The sequence below is a fragment of the Acinetobacter sp. 1000160 genome, assembly GCF_000588715.1.
GTDB lineage: Bacteria > Pseudomonadota > Gammaproteobacteria > Pseudomonadales > Moraxellaceae > Acinetobacter > Acinetobacter courvalinii.
Window position 1 is genome coordinate 121563 of sequence record NZ_JFWP02000007.1, and the last position, 14892, is coordinate 136454.

The window sequence follows — 14892 nt, forward strand, 5'->3', positions numbered from 1 at the left end:
CTTACACCCTTATCCTGAATTATTCTGCTGTTTTTTTTATTTTGTCTATTTTGCTCGTAAAACCTAGAACCAATCTGCCTGCAAAAACAGGAACCATTTTAAGTCCCGTACATCGACTAAAGTTTTTATGCTCTGTTTTTATTGATCAGGAGTGATGAACAGATCTGGATAAAGACTGCATCAAAGCAACTTCATGGGGTGGTTAAGTGCAAAATTACTTTTCATTTAAAATTATTAAAATCAGCATGTTAAAAATAAAAAAAGCCCTCGAAAGGACTTTTTAAAATACAGTAGATTTCTCGCGATTATTTAAAATACGCGCCTTCTGCCTGTGTATGGTCTGTTTGATCCACAACGCGCTGTAACTCTGGTACATGCTGTCTTAAGGTGGTTTCTACACCTTGTTTTAAAGTGACATCAATCGCAGAACACCCCTGACAACCACCACCGAATTTCAATACAGCGGTTAAGCCATGCTCTGGACTATCCTGTACTTCAACCAGACTACAGTTACCGCCGTGGCCTGCTAAGCCTGGGTTAATTTCAGATTGCAACACATAGGTGATACGTTCTTCAATTGAGGCATCTGGTCCAACGCGTGGCACTTTAGAGTTCGGTGCACGGAACGTCAATTGACCACCAAAACGGTCTTTGTTGTAGTCAATCACTGCATCCACTAAATATGGAATTGAGGGTGCATCAACATAGGCAGGAAAATCTGGATAGTCCTGCTTATAGTCGGTTGGTACCACTTCTTCAGGGGCACTATAAGCCATACAACATTCAGCACGTGGAGTACCTGGATTTTCTACAAAAACACGAACGCCAATCCCTGGAGTATTCTGCTTTGCTAATAAATCACTTAAATACTCTTGTGCAGAGGGAGTAATCAAAAGGTTTGGAATTTCTTCTGCGACAGCAGTGTTGGTGTTCTCAGTCGACATAACAATAATCCTCAAGCTGATGTCGTTATATTAACCGAAGATGGAGGGTAATTAAAAAAAATCAACCATTTTTGTAGGAATTCTATGCAAGATCATTGTTTATTAAGTTTTTAATGGCATTATTGCTTAGACTCTGATCAATTTAAACTATTTATGTTACATCTACCCTTTGGTCACACTGTGACCCTGATCATTATTACTGTTGCGATTTCCTTGTTGGCTTTCTCCAATCAGGCAGTGATGAATCGTCTGATTTTCTGGCCGCCTGCCATGCAACGCGGGCAGTATGACCGTTTTATCACGCATGGTTTTATTCATGCCGACGGTACGCATCTCCTGTTCAATATGATCACGCTGTTTTTCTTTGGCAATATCATTGAAAGTTTTTACCGTCAGTTTTTTTATGACATGGGCTTTGTCTTATTTTATTTGGGTGGACTGATTGTTGCCATTTTGCCGAGTTATTTAAAACATCGCCATGATACCCACTGGGCTAGCCTAGGGGCCTCTGGTGCAGTGTCAGCGGTGCTATTTGCTTATATCCTGTTCCAGCCCTGGAACCTGATCTTCGTGTTCTTTATTCCAGTGCCTGCGATTATTTTTGCGATTTTATATGTGGCTTATAGCATCTGGTCGGGCAAACGGGGCAATAGCAATATCAACCACAGTGCGCATCTTTGGGGCGCCGCCTATGGTGTTGTGGTTACCATTATTCTGGAACCCCGCGTCATTCCACATTTCCTGAACCAGTTGACCAAACTGCCTTTTTAAATAGATTTAATATTTGCCCCAGAGATGGGGCTTTTCTTTTTTTAAGATTAATAATCAAATTTTAATTATTTTTATCATAAAAATCATCTCTCTAAACTCGACTGCATTATTTTAACGGATTAAGTCGATTCTCATGCCTCGTAACAGCCTGCTCACCACCTTGTCGATTGCCCTGTTTAGCCTTTCGATTTCAGCATGCAGTAATGATGATTCCAAAGAATCCAGTACTGTGGTCGAAACCCAGAAAAAACCTAACATTTTATTCATCATGGCCGATGACTTAGGCTATTCAGACTTAGGCGCTTTTGGTGGAGAAATTCATACCCCCAATATTGATGAACTCACCCGAGCAGGTCGTATTTTAACCGACTATCACACTGCCCCAACCTGCTCGCCAACCCGTTCGCAATTGATTTCAGGGACTGACCACCATCTGGCGGGTATTGGCGCGATGGCTGAACTCACGCCTAAGCATCTAGAAGGCCAACCCGGATATGAGGGCTATCTGAATGAACGTTCACTTTCGATAGCTGAAGTCCTTAAAGACAATGGCTATCGCACTTATATCAGTGGTAAATGGCATCTGGGCTTAACCCCTGCAACCAATGCCCATGCCAAAGGCTTTGACCATTCCTTTACCTTGCTGCAAGGACTGGATTTGCATTTTAAACAGGCACCGGCTGCCTATAAACGCAATGCCACTTATACCGAAGATGGTAAACAAGTGCCAATTTCATCTTTACCTGATGATTTCTTCTCGACCAACTATTTCACAGACAAATTGATCAGTTATCTAGAGTCAGGTAAAAACTCAGGCAAGCCATTCTTTGCCTATGCGGCTTACACTGCACCGCATTGGCCTTTACAAGCCCCTGCTGAATATCGTGACCGTTATCGTGGTGTTTATGACGTCGGCTATGACGTGATTCGCGATGCACGTATTGCCCGCCAGAAACAGCTCGGCCTGATCCCTGCAAACTTTATTGCCGCTGAACCGATTGCTACGCAAAATGCGCCACAAAAATATGGCAAATGGAACGAGCTTTCGGCTGAACAAAAAGCGCTGGAAGCACGTAGAATGGAAATCTACGCGGGTATGGTGGAAAATCTGGATGCCAATATTGGCCGACTGATTCAATATCTCAAACGCAATAATTTATATGACAATACACTGATTTTCTTTGTTTCAGATAATGGCGCCGAAGGGTTTATCCGTGGCAACTATGGTCCCGAATCAGGCTTTGATAACAGCGTCAGCAATGTGGGTACATCCAGTTCATATCATTATGTCGGGCCACGCTGGGCAGAAGTGAGTGCTGCGCCATTCCATTTGTGGAAAGATACGGCAGGTGAAGGTGCGACCACTGCCCCTGCCATTGTAAAACTCCCTTATCAAACCAAGGCTCAGGAAACTCACCATGGTTTTGCTTCCGTGCTGGATGTTTTCCCGACGGTTTTAGATTATGCCAATATTGCTGTGCCACAGGGCCAATATAAAGGTCGTCAGGTGAATACCCCAAGCGGCTATTCATGGAAACCGCTACTTGAAAACAAGGCTCAGGTAATTCGCCCAGTCAACTTTAGCTTTGCCGATGAATTACATGGCAGTAAATATGCACGCCAAGGCGACTGGAAAATTGCCTTACAAGGCAAAGCTGAACTGGGTACAGGCAATTGGGAACTCTATAACCTGAAAAATGATCGTGGTGAAACCCAAAACCTTGCCCAAAGTAATCCAGCGAAGCTACAAGAACTGGTCGATGTATATAACAAATACACCCAGCAAAATGGCGTTAAGGAATACAACCCTCAATGAAACTGAGTAGCATTCTAGTTTCCATCTGTAGCCTGACCCTTGTGGCAGGTTGCAGCAAAGTTGAGTCGAAGGTAAAGCCATCGCAACAACACCCAACAACTCAACCTTTATCGTTGGGCGCTTTAAGCCAATGCCAGAATTATTCTGGCTTACCCGATGCCTGGCAAAAACATAAAACAGCGGGAATGGTCTGGATTCCTAAAGGTTCCTTTCCACTGGGTTCTAATCAGGCCTATCCCGATGAACTCAACTTTGGCGCCAGAGAGCGTCAAGTCGAAGGCTTCTGGATCGACCAGACCGAAGTCACAGTTGCCCAGTTTTCCAGTTTTGTCAAAGCGATGGGCTACGTTACCGATGCAGAAAAGCAAAAGCAGGCAGCGGTGTTTTCTCCTGATCTGAATCACCCCAATCAATGGTGGCAACTTAAAGCTGACTATACCTGGAAAAGCCCGAATGGCCCTCAGGGACAAGCCCCTCAGCCCTCCGAACCCGTGCGCTATGTCACCAAGAATGATGCAGAGCATTATGCAGTCTGGTTAGGGCATGATTTGCCCACCGAGCTGGAATGGGAATATGCCGCCAAAGCCGGTTCAAAAACAGATACCCCTTTACACCAAGCCCCACAAGATGCCCATCAACATCCGCAAGCCAATTATTGGCAAGGTGATTTTCCAGGTAACAATACCGTTGAAGATCATTTTGAAGGTGTTGCACCCGTTGGCTGTTACCCGGCCAATGCCTTTAAACTGTTTGACATGATTGGCAATGTCTGGGAATGGACGTCTTCGGTCTATCACGGTGCACATGATCAACACATGGGTAATTATACCGACTTACGTCAACACAATAACGCGACCACGCAATATGTGCTGAAAGGTGGCTCATTCTTGTGTGCCTCTAATTTCTGTGCACGTTATCGCAATAGCAGTCGTTATCCTCAGGAGTTTGATCTGGCGGCAACCCATGTCGGGTTTAGAACCGTGTTACGACCTTAATTATGAAATCAATCTTAAAGCTTTAGTCCCGTTCTGTTAAAAAGCAACTGATCGTTTTAAAGTGATCCTTAAAGCAATAAAAATACGGGACGGAACCATGAAAAATATCACGCTACCTTGATCTGCTGTTGATATCAGCCTATCCGCTTGTGCAGTGCATACACCGCATGGCAGTATTGTGAGGATATCATGATGGTCATGGCGACTTTTGCCCACCAAGACAGGCCAAAAAAGGCCGTTGCTAAATGTCATCTTGCCTAAAGCCATGATGGTTGAGGCAATTGATTTGTTTTTTATCGCCCCTGCATGGCTTAATTCATCTTTTAATTGTATAGAAAATTACATTTTTTCTGATTGATCATTTTATTTGGATAAAACCCATATAAACTATATGGAAATAGATCTTGCTCTTTGCTGGACGCATTCAATGAATCAAACCCAATCCCATGCTGTACTGGACATTCTGAACAAGGTTCAACATGCTGATGACTGGTTGATTTTCCTTGAACAGCTAAACCAGCATTTTGACCTTCAGGCCACACAACTTCTGGCAGTCGATCTTGAAGTGCAGGCCCTGTCATTTAGTGTACATCATGGGGTTGATCTTGATCCCCAGCAACTTGAGCGAGCGGCGCTGCAACAACTTCGTTTAGCTTTTGATGATGACCCACAACTAAAAAAATTATTGGCAGCACCGCTCACAGGCTGGATGCATTGCACACAACACTTTAGCGAACAGGACATTGTTCAGACCCAGGTCTACCAACAGATTTTAAAACCACTCAATTTACGTTTTTGCTCAGCACTTCAGGTCATTTATGATCATAAAATCTGTGTGATTCTGGCCTTGCTCACCAGCTCTGATCGTGGTGCATTAAGTTGCTCTGAACTCCAGCCGATTTATGAGATATTGCCGCAGATCCAGCAAAAGCTTCAGCACTATCGCCATCATTTTGAATATTCCACCATGACCTTGCTTGGGTCACAATTGATCCGGAAAATGAATCAACCCATTGCGATTATTAATCTCAACGGCGATATTCTGGAGATGAATGCAGAGGCAGAAAAATTTATCGAACATAATACGCACATCCGGATTGAACAGCGGCGCTTCTACTTCGAATCACATAAACAGCAAATATTTGAACAGCACCTGCTTGAATTAGAACGCCTGCATCACACCAGTTCTCAGGTCGGTTATACTGAACGAAGTCAGGTGATGCACCTCGATCATCAGCTATTTTTAACACTGGATCTGCTCTGCCCCGAAAAAACCCATAAGATTTTTGGTTTACGTCCCGTATTACTGGCAACATTTTCAGGGCTGCAACATCCGCCTAAATATCAAAAAGACCGATGTACCCAGCTGTTTATGTTCACACCGGTCGAACATAAAATATGCGAGCAACTATTGAAGGGCAAAACCACCAAAGAAATTGCCCTTTTACATGAAATTCAGGCCGATACCGTGAAAAAGCACCTGCAAGCTATTTTCAAAAAGACCAGAACACATCGACAAAGTGAATTGATCCAGTTGTTGATGCAATTAGTCTAGGCCATAAAATACGCAGCGTTACGCAATCTCGGCAGGGAAAGCAATCACCTGATCAATCTTGACCTGATTCATCACCACCATCAATAAACGGTCAATCCCTAACGCGATCCCGGAACATTCAGGCATATGCGGTAAAGCTGCCAGCAAATACTGATCGGTTGGCATCACAGGCAAACCTTGTTGTGCTCGCTCTGCATTATCGGCTTCAAAACGGGAGGCCAATACCTCGGCATCCAGCAATTCATCATAGGCATTCGCCAGTTCCAGCCCTTCAATATAAACCTCAAAACGTGCTGCAACCAGTTCACCCTCTTCATCCTGTTTCACTTTGGCCAGTGACGCCATTTCAGGTGGAAAATCGGTTAAAAAGACAGGCGCATCAAAACCCAGACTTGGCTCGACAAAGTGCGAAAACAACAGATCCATATACCCCAGACGATCATCCCCCAAGTCAAGATTCAGACCGACACGATAGGCGGTATCCTTGAGTTGTTTTAAGGTTGCCTGCAATGGATTAATCTCAAGACGATCCTGAAAGGCATGCTTATAACTCAGCACCACTGGACGAATTTCACCAAAACGATGTGCCAAACAGGTTGCTAACAGATCCGCCGTTTCATGCATCAGTGCCTTTAAATCCAGCCCCGGACGATACCATTCCAGCATGGTAAATTCACTGTTGTGCTTGCGCCCATGCTCATCATCACGAAATACTTTACAGATTTGATAAATTGGTCCACTTCCACTGGCCAATAAGCGTTTCATTGGAAACTCGGGTGAAGTCTGTAAATATTGCGTATTTAATTTGCCATGAATATGACGTTGTACCTGCACCGAAGCCAAATGCACATCAGTCACACCTGCCTGAGACAGGACTGGGGTTTCCACTTCCAGAACCTCACGCTCAGCAAAAAATTGACGGATTTTCTGATAAATCGCTGCACGTGCTTTTAAAGCCTCAATGGAGCACGTTGGCTGATAGTTGTTCATCATCTGGCTCATGCTTTCGGTCCACCATGTGCAGCCCATTCACGGCGCAAAGGATAATTTTTTCGGAGTAAATCAAATGCGGTTTGCTCGACCTTGCCGTCCTGAACACAAGCACGGAGTTGCTGATCATCCGCTGCAATATTATAAATCTGCGCAAGATGCTGTTTAAGTGCCGCTTTTAAATCATGATCAAAGTATTGAGGTACCTGTGGCAACTGGCTTTCAAAACGCTTTGTTAGCTCATAAGCAAAGGTCTGGCAAAACGCCTCATAGATCATCTGCGTGCCTCTGGCCTTACCTTCAAGACTATAACCCGCAATATGCGGCGTCGCTAATGCCAGTAGATCCAGTAATTGTTCTGAAATTTCTGGCTCGAACTCAAACACATCCAGCACCACTTTACGCTGCGTCGCGATAATATCTGCCATTAATGCAGCCTGTTCAATTACAGGTCCACGCGCACTATTAATCAAAATAGCGGAGGGTTTCATTGCAGCAAATGCAGTCACATCAAATAAATGCTGGGTTGGATAATCGCCAGACACCGTTAAAGGTACATGAATTGAAATGGCATCGGCGCGATTTAACAATGCCTCAAAAGAAACATTTTCAATCCCGGCAAGTTGCACATAAGGATCGTAACCGATGACATTCCAACCCAATAGTTGCGCCATCACCGCCAGACGGCTACCCACATTGCCCAGACCCACAATCGCTAAAGTGAAGTCCTTATTTTTTTCTAATAAATCCTCATTTAAATGCAATAAGGCCGTAATCACATATTCCGCCACCGCTTGTGCATTACAGCCTGGCGCATTGCTCCAGACAATGTTTTGTTGTTCCAAAGCCTGAATATCTAAATGATCGGTTCCAATGGTGGCACTGCCGACAAACTTGATCTTGGTCTGATCAATTAAGGCATGGTTCACTTTGGTCACCGAACGAACCAACAGTGCATCTGCATCCTGTACATCCTGATGCGTCAAGCTACGCCCTGCCCGATGCTGTATTTCTGCAAATTCCGCAAAGAAATAATCGGTAAATGCCAAATTTTCATCTGCGATAATTTTCATGCAGCAGCTTTCCTCAATAGATTAATGCTTATTATCCTTAGCCTGATTCAAATTGACAATTCCTAAATACCACACGGCCTGTTTTGATGGCAAAAAAAGGCACTGATTGGTACACGCATGCGACATCTTGCCAATTTACTGCAACATATTTGGATTTATACTAAAGCTTTATTCTGTCTCTCCATATCGCAATGACACCCTACTCTCCTTATAAAGGCAAAAATGGCCTCAAACGGATTTTCAATGCCACGGGCTATTCACTAGCCGGCTTTAAAGCAGCGTTTAGTCATGAAGCTGCATTTAGACAAGTGATCTTGCTCAATGTCATCTTGATTCCGCTGAGCTTTTTTGTGCATGTCTCGGCGCTGGAACAGGCCTTAATGGTCGCTGTCTGCCTGTTGGCGATTATTGTAGAGTTATTCAACTCCGCCATTGAAGCCGTTGTTGACCGCATTTCGCTGGAAAAACATGAGTTGTCTAAAAATGCCAAAGATATGGGCAGCGCTGCGCAATTTGTTTCTTTAGCCATTATCTTTTTTACTTGGACAATTATTTTATTTAAATAAACATTCAATATTTGGCATATAAAAAAATCCCTGCATAGGCAGGGATTTTTTTTTGATCTAGACGTCGATGCGCAATTACATCATTCCGCCCATACCACCCATACCGCCCATATCTGGAGCAGCTGGTTTGTCTTCTGGAATGTCAGTAATCATGCATTCAGTCGTCAACATTAAACCGGCAACAGAAGCTGCGTGTTCAAGTGCAGAACGCGTTACTTTAGCAGGGTCAAGGATACCCATTTCTAGCATATCGCCATATTCGCCAGTTGCAGCGTTATAACCGAAGTTACCTTCGCCCGCTTTAACTGCATTGATCACAACTGAAGGCTCATCACCTGCATTTGAAACGATTTGACGAAGTGGCGCTTCAATCGCACGACGTAAAATGTTGATACCCGCAGTTTGATCTTCGTTAGCGCCTTTTAAGCCATCTAACACATTTACAGCGCGTACTAATGCAACACCACCACCTGCAACAACACCTTCTTCAACTGCTGCACGAGTTGCGTGAAGCGCATCGTCTACACGGTCTTTCTTCTCTTTCATTTCAACTTCAGTTGCCGCACCAATTTTGATGACTGCAACACCGCCCGCTAATTTAGCAACGCGTTCTTGAAGTTTTTCTTTGTCATATTCAGAAGTAGATTCTTCGATTTGCGCACGGATCTGTTGAACACGTTCAGCGATTTGCTCAGCATTACCTGCACCATCAACAATCACAGTGTTTTCTTTAGATACTGTGATTTTGTGCGCAGTACCTAAATCTTGAAGAGAAGCTTGCTCTAAAGACATACCTACTTCTTCAGAAATAACAGTCGCGCCAGTCAAGATCGCGATGTCTTGAAGCATTGCTTTACGACGGTCACCAAAACCTGGTGCTTTTACCGCACATACTTTGATAATACCGCGCATGTTGTTCACAACAAGAGTCGCAAGCGCTTCGCCTTCAACATCTTCAGCGATGATAAGCAGTGGCTTACCTGTTTTAGCAACAGCTTCCAATACCGTAATCAATTCACGGATGTTGCTGATTTTTTTGTCAACAAGAAGGATGAATGGATTTTCAAGTTCAGCAGTAAGCGTATCTTGCTTGTTCGCGAAGTATGGAGAGATATAACCACGGTCGAACTGCATACCTTCTACAACGTCTAAAGCGTCTTCGAAGCCAGAACCTTCTTCTACCGTGATGACACCTTCTTTACCCACTTTTTCCATCGCTTGAGCGATCAGTTTACCTACAGTGGTATCAGAGTTCGCAGAGATTGAACCTACTTGTTCAATTGCTTTGAAATCATCAGCAGGTTTTGCATTGGTACGGATATTTTCAACCACAGTTTTTACTGCGATATCAATACCGCGTTTTAAATCCATTGGGTTCATACCAGCAGTTACTGATTTGATCCCTTCATTTAAAATTGCTTGAGCAAGTACGGTTGCAGTTGTTGTACCGTCACCCGCGATGTCATTGGTTTTAGAAGAAACTTCACGAACAAGTTGAGCACCCATGTTTTCAAACTTGTCTTTTAAAGAAATTTCTTTCGCAACAGTCACACCGTCTTTAGTGATGTGTGGCGCACCGAAAGAACGGTCGATAACAACGTTACGGCCTTTAGGGCCCAGAGTTACTTTTACTGCATCTGCAAGTACGTTAACACCTGCAATCATTTTTGAGCGAGCTGAATCACCAAATTTTACGTCTTTAGCTGACATGTTAAACTCCGAATCTTTTTAATTACTGAATCTGATAATAAATTTGAGTTATGTGTCGATTAGCCTTCAAGCACAGCTAAGATATCCGACTCTTTCATAATCAAGAGTTCTTCACCACTTACTTTTACTGTTGTACCCGCATAAGTACCGAACAATACTTTGTCGCCAACTTTAACGTCTAAAGCACGAACGCCGTTGTCAGTGATCTGACCATTACCGACTGCAATTACTTCACCTTGAGATGGTTTTTCTGCAGCAGAACCTGGAAGTAAAATACCACCAGCCGTTTTGGTTTCTTCTTCTACGCGACGAATCACAACACGATCATGTAATGGACGAATGTTGCTCATAGTTAACTCCATCAGACTTAGTCTTATTGATTAATGTGTGTCACCAGTTCGTGGCAACACATATAAAATTTTGGTATGCCACTTTTTTGGGGATGAAAAAAATGGCTTCAAGGGGAAAATAAAAAAAAATTCTATTTATAGATGTTTTTTTGAGCACAAGAATAAGGTTATGCCGAATTAAACAACATTTTGTGATTTCACAAATGTTTGCAGCGATTCATCGAACCAGTAATGCTCGATCCGCCCCTGATCCGAAATCACATTAAAACTATTGGATAATCCGAAGCGTAAACGCTTGGATGTGGCTGTTCCTGCATGAATATCCAGAATCGGATGATCAAACCCCAAATGAAAAATCTGATTGAGATCGTGTACCGCCACTTTATGTAAATGACCATGTAATAAACCGAACAAGCCGGTTTTACCCCACTGCTCCAAAGCAATTTTCCCCAGCACTGGACAGTCTTTATCGCCATGTTCATTGGGAAAGGTATAAAAAGGTTGATGAAACACCACGATTTTGATTTTATTGGCGGGCGCATTGTTCAAACGCTGATAAGTTTCATGAATCTGCTCCAGAGAAACATGTCCCCGGGTATGGTAGCGCCGCCGGATACTGTTCACCCCCACCAAATAGAAATGTTCAGTCTCCAAAGTGGTTTCCATGCGACCAAAGAAGGCCTGATAACGCACAAAAGGAGAGAAAAAACGGTTCCAGACATGATAAAGCGGAATGTCATGATTACCAGGCACCACCAGATAAGGAATTTCCAGTGCATCCAGAAATTGACGGCAGGCATAAAACTGCTTTAATCGCGCACGTTGGGTCAGATCGCCACTCACCACCACCGCTTCTGGACGATGATCCAGACAAAACTGTTTGATCGCGTCAATACAGGCTTCACGCTCCGTTCCAAAATGCAGGTCAGACAGATGCAGTAACATTCGGAACCATTACCTTTAAAGCAGATTTTTCAACGGCAAATTTTAATGGGGTTTGCATCTCTTTCAACTCTCCATCTATTGCAACAGTTAACTGTGGCTTTTTACAATCGACCTGGATATGCTCGGCACAAAATGTATAGACACCAGAAGCCTGATCGATTTTCCCTTGAATCAGTTTCCATAACAATTTTAACAAACTGAAGCGGTCACTTTTAGCCACCACCACCCCAGCCAGTTTGCCGTTGGCAGCACATTCCGCAATTCTTAATTTCATGTCACTGAGTTGTAGCTGATTATTGCCAAAAAAAATCAATGGCGTTGCCACAGGATATTTTTCTCCATCCACGCTGACTGACAGTTTCAAGGATTTATGCTCACGCAACAAAACATCCAGCGCAGAGGTATAAGCATTTAAAGGAAGACGCCCTAGATGCTGGTTAAAGCGCTCACGTTTTTTAATAAATAAAGGATATAAGCCGAGACTGGCATTATTTAAGTAAATCTGATCGTTGATGGTGGCAATATGGACTTTCTGAATCGCGCCGGTAGCAATCACCTCTGCTGCCTGAAACACATCTAGGGGAATATTCAAGACCCGTGCCACATAATTAAAAGTGCCCAAGGGAATAATGCCCATCGGAATATCGGTATGCATCAGTTTTTTTGCGACCGCATTGAGCGTGCCATCTCCTCCTGCTGCCACCACAACGCCGCGTGATTCCGTCTGTTGATGCCGGGCCAGCACCATTCTCATCATGGCATCAAAATCTGTTTGCGAACTGAGCTCAAATACCTGAATTTCGAATCCATATTGCGTCCAGAAGGTCATCAGACGCTCATATTCTTCATCTTGCTGTGCCGCATGAAAACCTGATTTTTGATTATAAATAATGGACAGAGGCTGGACATTAGGGGACATTACTTTCAACCTTAAGGAAGATTACAGGGCTATTTTTGTTTACAAAATCAACAAATAATAGCTTGTTTATGTAAATTTTGAATGAGCTTCATTCATATAATCAATAACAATTCTCAAGAAAATAAAAAAATAATTAAGCTATTGTTTTTAATAAAAATTTATAACAAAAATAACATATATAAATAAACAAAATAGCAAAATATAAAATGATAATTTAACATAAAAACAATAACTTAAATTCAAAAGCAGATTCCCTGCTTTAGAACCCACCCTATTCTTTAGTCTTATATTTTTTATGATTTTATGCTTTAATACAGCCACTTTTTTTACTTCATCTGTCTTACTGCCATCCAGTAGATAGAACTTGTACGTTGTACACACTTTAAAAAGGCATCACCATGACCCAAGTGAACGCACCAGAATTCGTTCGTCACCCTAAGCTAATTGCATGGGTGGAAGAAATTGCAAAATTAACCAAACCAGCAAAAATCGAATGGTGTGACGGCAGCGAAGAGGAATATCAACGTCTTATGGACTTGATGATCGCTAACGGCACCATGCAGAAACTTAACCAAGAAAAACATCCTGGTTCTTATCTTGCAAATTCTGATCCTTCTGACGTTGCTCGTGTTGAAGACCGCACTTATATCTGCTCTCAAAACCAAGAAGATGCTGGCGCAACGAATAACTGGGTTGCTCCTGCGGAAATGCGCGCGAAATTAAATGGATTATTTGACGGTGCAATGGAAGGCCGTACCATGTATGTGGTTCCCTTCTCGATGGGTCCTTTAGGAAGCCACATTGCACACATTGGTATCGAATTAACAGATTCTCCTTACGTTGCTGTCAGCATGACAAAAATGGCACGTATGGGTAAAGCAGTTTATGACGTGTTAGGCACAGATGGCGAATTCATCCCATGTGTACACACCGTTGCTGCACCGCTTAAAGATGGTCAAAAAGATGTTGCTTGGCCATGTAACAATGAAAAATATATCGTTCACTATCCAGAAACACGTGAAATCTGGTCTTACGGTTCTGGTTACGGCGGTAATGCCTTGCTTGGTAAAAAGTGCCTTGCATTACGTATTGCTTCTGCAATGGGCCGCGAACAAGGCTGGTTAGCTGAACACATGCTGATTTTAGGCGTGACCAATCCACAAGGTGAAAAACACTACATCGCAGCTGCATTCCCTTCTGCTTGTGGTAAAACCAACTTTGCCATGTTGATTCCACCAGCTGGCTATGAAGGCTGGAAGATTGAAACTGTAGGTGACGATATTGCCTGGATCAAACCAGGTGAAGATGGTCGCTTATACGCAATCAACCCTGAAGCTGGTTTCTTCGGTGTTGCACCGGGTACCAATACCAAGACTAACCCGAACTGTATCGCAACGATGCATAAAGATGTTATCTATACCAACGTTGCAGTAACCAAAAACGGCGAAGTATGGTGGGAAGGTCTAACTAAAGAAGTTCCAGCTGATCTTATCACCTGGAAAGGCCAGCCATACGTTGAAGGCGAAAAAGCTGCGCATCCAAACTCACGCTTTACCGTTTCTGCGGGTCAATGCCCTTCGATTGATGCTGACTGGGAAAATCCAGCAGGCGTACCAATCTCTGCATTCATCTTCGGTGGTCGTCGTGCAGACACCGTGCCTTTAGTATCTGAAGCATTTGACTGGGTGGATGGCGTTTATAAAGCGGCAACCATGGGTTCTGAAACCACTGCTGCGGCTGTTGGTCAACAAGGTATCGTTCGTCGCGATCCTTTCGCAATGCTTCCATTTGCCGGTTACAACATGGCTGATTACTTCGGTCACTGGTTAGACATGGGCAAAAAAGTCGGTGCGAAAGCTGAAGCTGCGGGTAATAAATTACCAAAAATCTTCAACGTAAACTGGTTCCGTCGTGATGCTGAAGGCAACTTCGTATGGCCTGGTTTCGGTCAAAACATGCGTGTTCTTGAGTGGATCATCGATCGTTGTGAAGGCCGCGCTGAAGCGACTGAAACACCTATCGGTTATGTTCCAACTTACGAACAATTGAACTGGACAGGTATCGAGTTCTCTAAAGAGCAATTCGAAACAGTTACAGCACAAGATAAAGACCAGTGGATCAAAGAACTTGAAAGCCACACTGAGTTATTTACCAAACTTGGTGACCGCTTACCTCAAGCGCTTAAAGATCGTCAAAATGAATTATTAGCAGCAGTTAAATCTGCTTAAGTCTCTTAACTTCCCTCTTTCATAAAGCGG

General features: G+C 43.4%; 13 protein-coding genes and 1 pseudogene. 7 read left to right on the plus strand and 7 right to left on the minus strand.

What is annotated here, in order from left to right; genetic code table 11:
* Window positions 1-305: 305 nt before the first annotated feature.
* On the minus strand, window positions 306-944 hold the full coding sequence (nfuA, locus tag J699_RS04640) for a Fe-S biogenesis protein NfuA (protein ID WP_009511435.1): 639 nt from the start codon (window positions 942-944) through the stop codon (window positions 306-308).
* Window positions 945-1097: 153 nt separating this feature from the next.
* On the opposite strand from nfuA, the gene J699_RS04635 reads away from it, so the two are divergent.
* From J699_RS04635 to J699_RS04620, 5 genes and pseudogenes are all read left to right on the plus strand, one after another.
* On the plus strand, window positions 1098-1715 hold the full coding sequence (locus tag J699_RS04635) for a rhomboid family intramembrane serine protease (protein ID WP_032870354.1): 618 nt from the start codon (window positions 1098-1100) through the stop codon (window positions 1713-1715).
* Window positions 1716-1848: 133 nt separating this feature from the next.
* Window positions 1849-3531 (plus strand): arylsulfatase, encoded by a 1683-nt coding sequence (locus tag J699_RS04630; protein ID WP_032870351.1) that lies wholly within the window; start codon window positions 1849-1851, stop codon window positions 3529-3531.
* Window positions 3528-4526 carry an SUMF1/EgtB/PvdO family nonheme iron enzyme gene (locus J699_RS04625; RefSeq protein WP_032870348.1) on the plus strand — a complete coding sequence of 333 codons (999 nt, stop codon included), beginning with the start codon at window positions 3528-3530 and terminating at the stop codon, window positions 4524-4526. Before J699_RS04630 ends, J699_RS04625 begins: the two co-directional genes overlap by 4 nt.
* A 127-nt stretch (window positions 4527-4653) precedes the next feature.
* Window positions 4654-4771, plus strand: a pseudogene (locus tag J699_RS19945) (hypothetical protein); the annotation flags it as partial.
* Window positions 4772-4953: 182 nt separating this feature from the next.
* Window positions 4954-6081 (plus strand): helix-turn-helix transcriptional regulator, encoded by a 1128-nt coding sequence (locus J699_RS04620; protein WP_032870346.1) that lies wholly within the window; start codon window positions 4954-4956, stop codon window positions 6079-6081.
* 18 nt (window positions 6082-6099) lie between these two features.
* Here the strand turns inward: J699_RS04620 and epmA are convergent, their stop codons facing one another.
* Both epmA and J699_RS04610 read right to left on the minus strand, forming a co-directional pair.
* The gene (gene epmA, locus J699_RS04615; RefSeq protein ID WP_165569316.1) at window positions 6100-7074 is read right to left on the minus strand and encodes an EF-P lysine aminoacylase EpmA; all 975 of its coding nucleotides are present in this window, start codon (window positions 7072-7074) and stop codon (window positions 6100-6102) included.
* A gap of 5 nt (window positions 7075-7079) precedes the next feature.
* Window positions 7080-8144 (minus strand): 4-phosphoerythronate dehydrogenase, encoded by a 1065-nt coding sequence (locus J699_RS04610; RefSeq protein WP_032870341.1) that lies wholly within the window; start codon window positions 8142-8144, stop codon window positions 7080-7082.
* A 191-nt stretch (window positions 8145-8335) separates the two neighbouring features.
* Here J699_RS04610 and J699_RS04605 point away from each other — a divergent pair, with 191 nt between their 5' ends.
* Window positions 8336-8710, plus strand: coding sequence for a diacylglycerol kinase (locus tag J699_RS04605; RefSeq protein WP_005231823.1), 375 nt, complete (start codon window positions 8336-8338; stop codon window positions 8708-8710).
* A gap of 75 nt (window positions 8711-8785) precedes the next feature.
* Here J699_RS04605 and groL read toward each other — a convergent pair whose 3' ends face one another.
* The 4 genes from groL to J699_RS04585 form a co-directional block, all read right to left on the minus strand.
* Window positions 8786-10420 (minus strand): chaperonin GroEL, encoded by a 1635-nt coding sequence (gene groL / locus J699_RS04600; RefSeq protein ID WP_004878354.1) that lies wholly within the window; start codon window positions 10418-10420, stop codon window positions 8786-8788.
* A gap of 59 nt (window positions 10421-10479) precedes the next feature.
* Entirely contained in the window at window positions 10480-10770 is a 291-nt protein-coding gene (locus J699_RS04595) for a co-chaperone GroES (protein ID WP_004652030.1), read from the minus strand.
* A gap of 177 nt (window positions 10771-10947) precedes the next feature.
* Window positions 10948-11715, minus strand: a complete 768-nt coding sequence (locus J699_RS04590) for a metallophosphoesterase family protein (protein ID WP_032870339.1) — start codon at window positions 11713-11715, stop codon at window positions 10948-10950.
* Window positions 11696-12634, minus strand: coding sequence for a diacylglycerol/lipid kinase family protein (locus J699_RS04585; RefSeq protein ID WP_032870337.1), 939 nt, complete (start codon window positions 12632-12634; stop codon window positions 11696-11698). Before J699_RS04585 ends, J699_RS04590 begins: the two co-directional genes overlap by 20 nt.
* Window positions 12635-13032: 398 nt before the next feature.
* Between J699_RS04585 and J699_RS04580 the strand changes: the two genes are divergently transcribed.
* A complete protein-coding gene (locus J699_RS04580; RefSeq protein ID WP_032882928.1) occupies window positions 13033-14862 on the plus strand; it encodes a phosphoenolpyruvate carboxykinase (GTP) in 1830 nt (609 codons plus the stop codon).
* Window positions 14863-14892: the final 30 nt, after the last annotated feature.

Excerpts from the sequence above, each read along its gene's own strand:
- epmA (WP_165569316.1), bottom strand. The coding sequence starts at position 7,074 with ATGATGAACAACTATCAGCCAACGTGCTCCATTGAGGCTTTAAAAGCA.
- J699_RS04595 (WP_004652030.1), bottom strand. The coding sequence starts at position 10,770 with ATGAGCAACATTCGTCCATTACATGATCGTGTTGTGATTCGTCGCGTA.
- J699_RS04620 (WP_032870346.1), top strand. The coding sequence starts at position 4,954 with ATGAATCAAACCCAATCCCATGCTGTACTGGACATTCTGAACAAGGTT.
- J699_RS04635 (WP_032870354.1), top strand. The coding sequence starts at position 1,098 with ATGTTACATCTACCCTTTGGTCACACTGTGACCCTGATCATTATTACT.
- J699_RS04605 (WP_005231823.1), top strand. The coding sequence starts at position 8,336 with ATGACACCCTACTCTCCTTATAAAGGCAAAAATGGCCTCAAACGGATT.
- groL (WP_004878354.1), bottom strand. The coding sequence starts at position 10,420 with ATGTCAGCTAAAGACGTAAAATTTGGTGATTCAGCTCGCTCAAAAATG.
- nfuA (WP_009511435.1), bottom strand. The coding sequence starts at position 944 with ATGTCGACTGAGAACACCAACACTGCTGTCGCAGAAGAAATTCCAAAC.
- J699_RS04580 (WP_032882928.1), top strand. The coding sequence starts at position 13,033 with ATGACCCAAGTGAACGCACCAGAATTCGTTCGTCACCCTAAGCTAATT.
- J699_RS04590 (WP_032870339.1), bottom strand. The coding sequence starts at position 11,715 with ATGTTACTGCATCTGTCTGACCTGCATTTTGGAACGGAGCGTGAAGCC.
- J699_RS04630 (WP_032870351.1), top strand. The coding sequence starts at position 1,849 with ATGCCTCGTAACAGCCTGCTCACCACCTTGTCGATTGCCCTGTTTAGC.
- J699_RS04610 (WP_032870341.1), bottom strand. The coding sequence starts at position 8,144 with ATGAAAATTATCGCAGATGAAAATTTGGCATTTACCGATTATTTCTTT.
- J699_RS04585 (WP_032870337.1), bottom strand. The coding sequence starts at position 12,634 with ATGTCCCCTAATGTCCAGCCTCTGTCCATTATTTATAATCAAAAATCA.
- J699_RS04625 (WP_032870348.1), top strand. The coding sequence starts at position 3,528 with ATGAAACTGAGTAGCATTCTAGTTTCCATCTGTAGCCTGACCCTTGTG.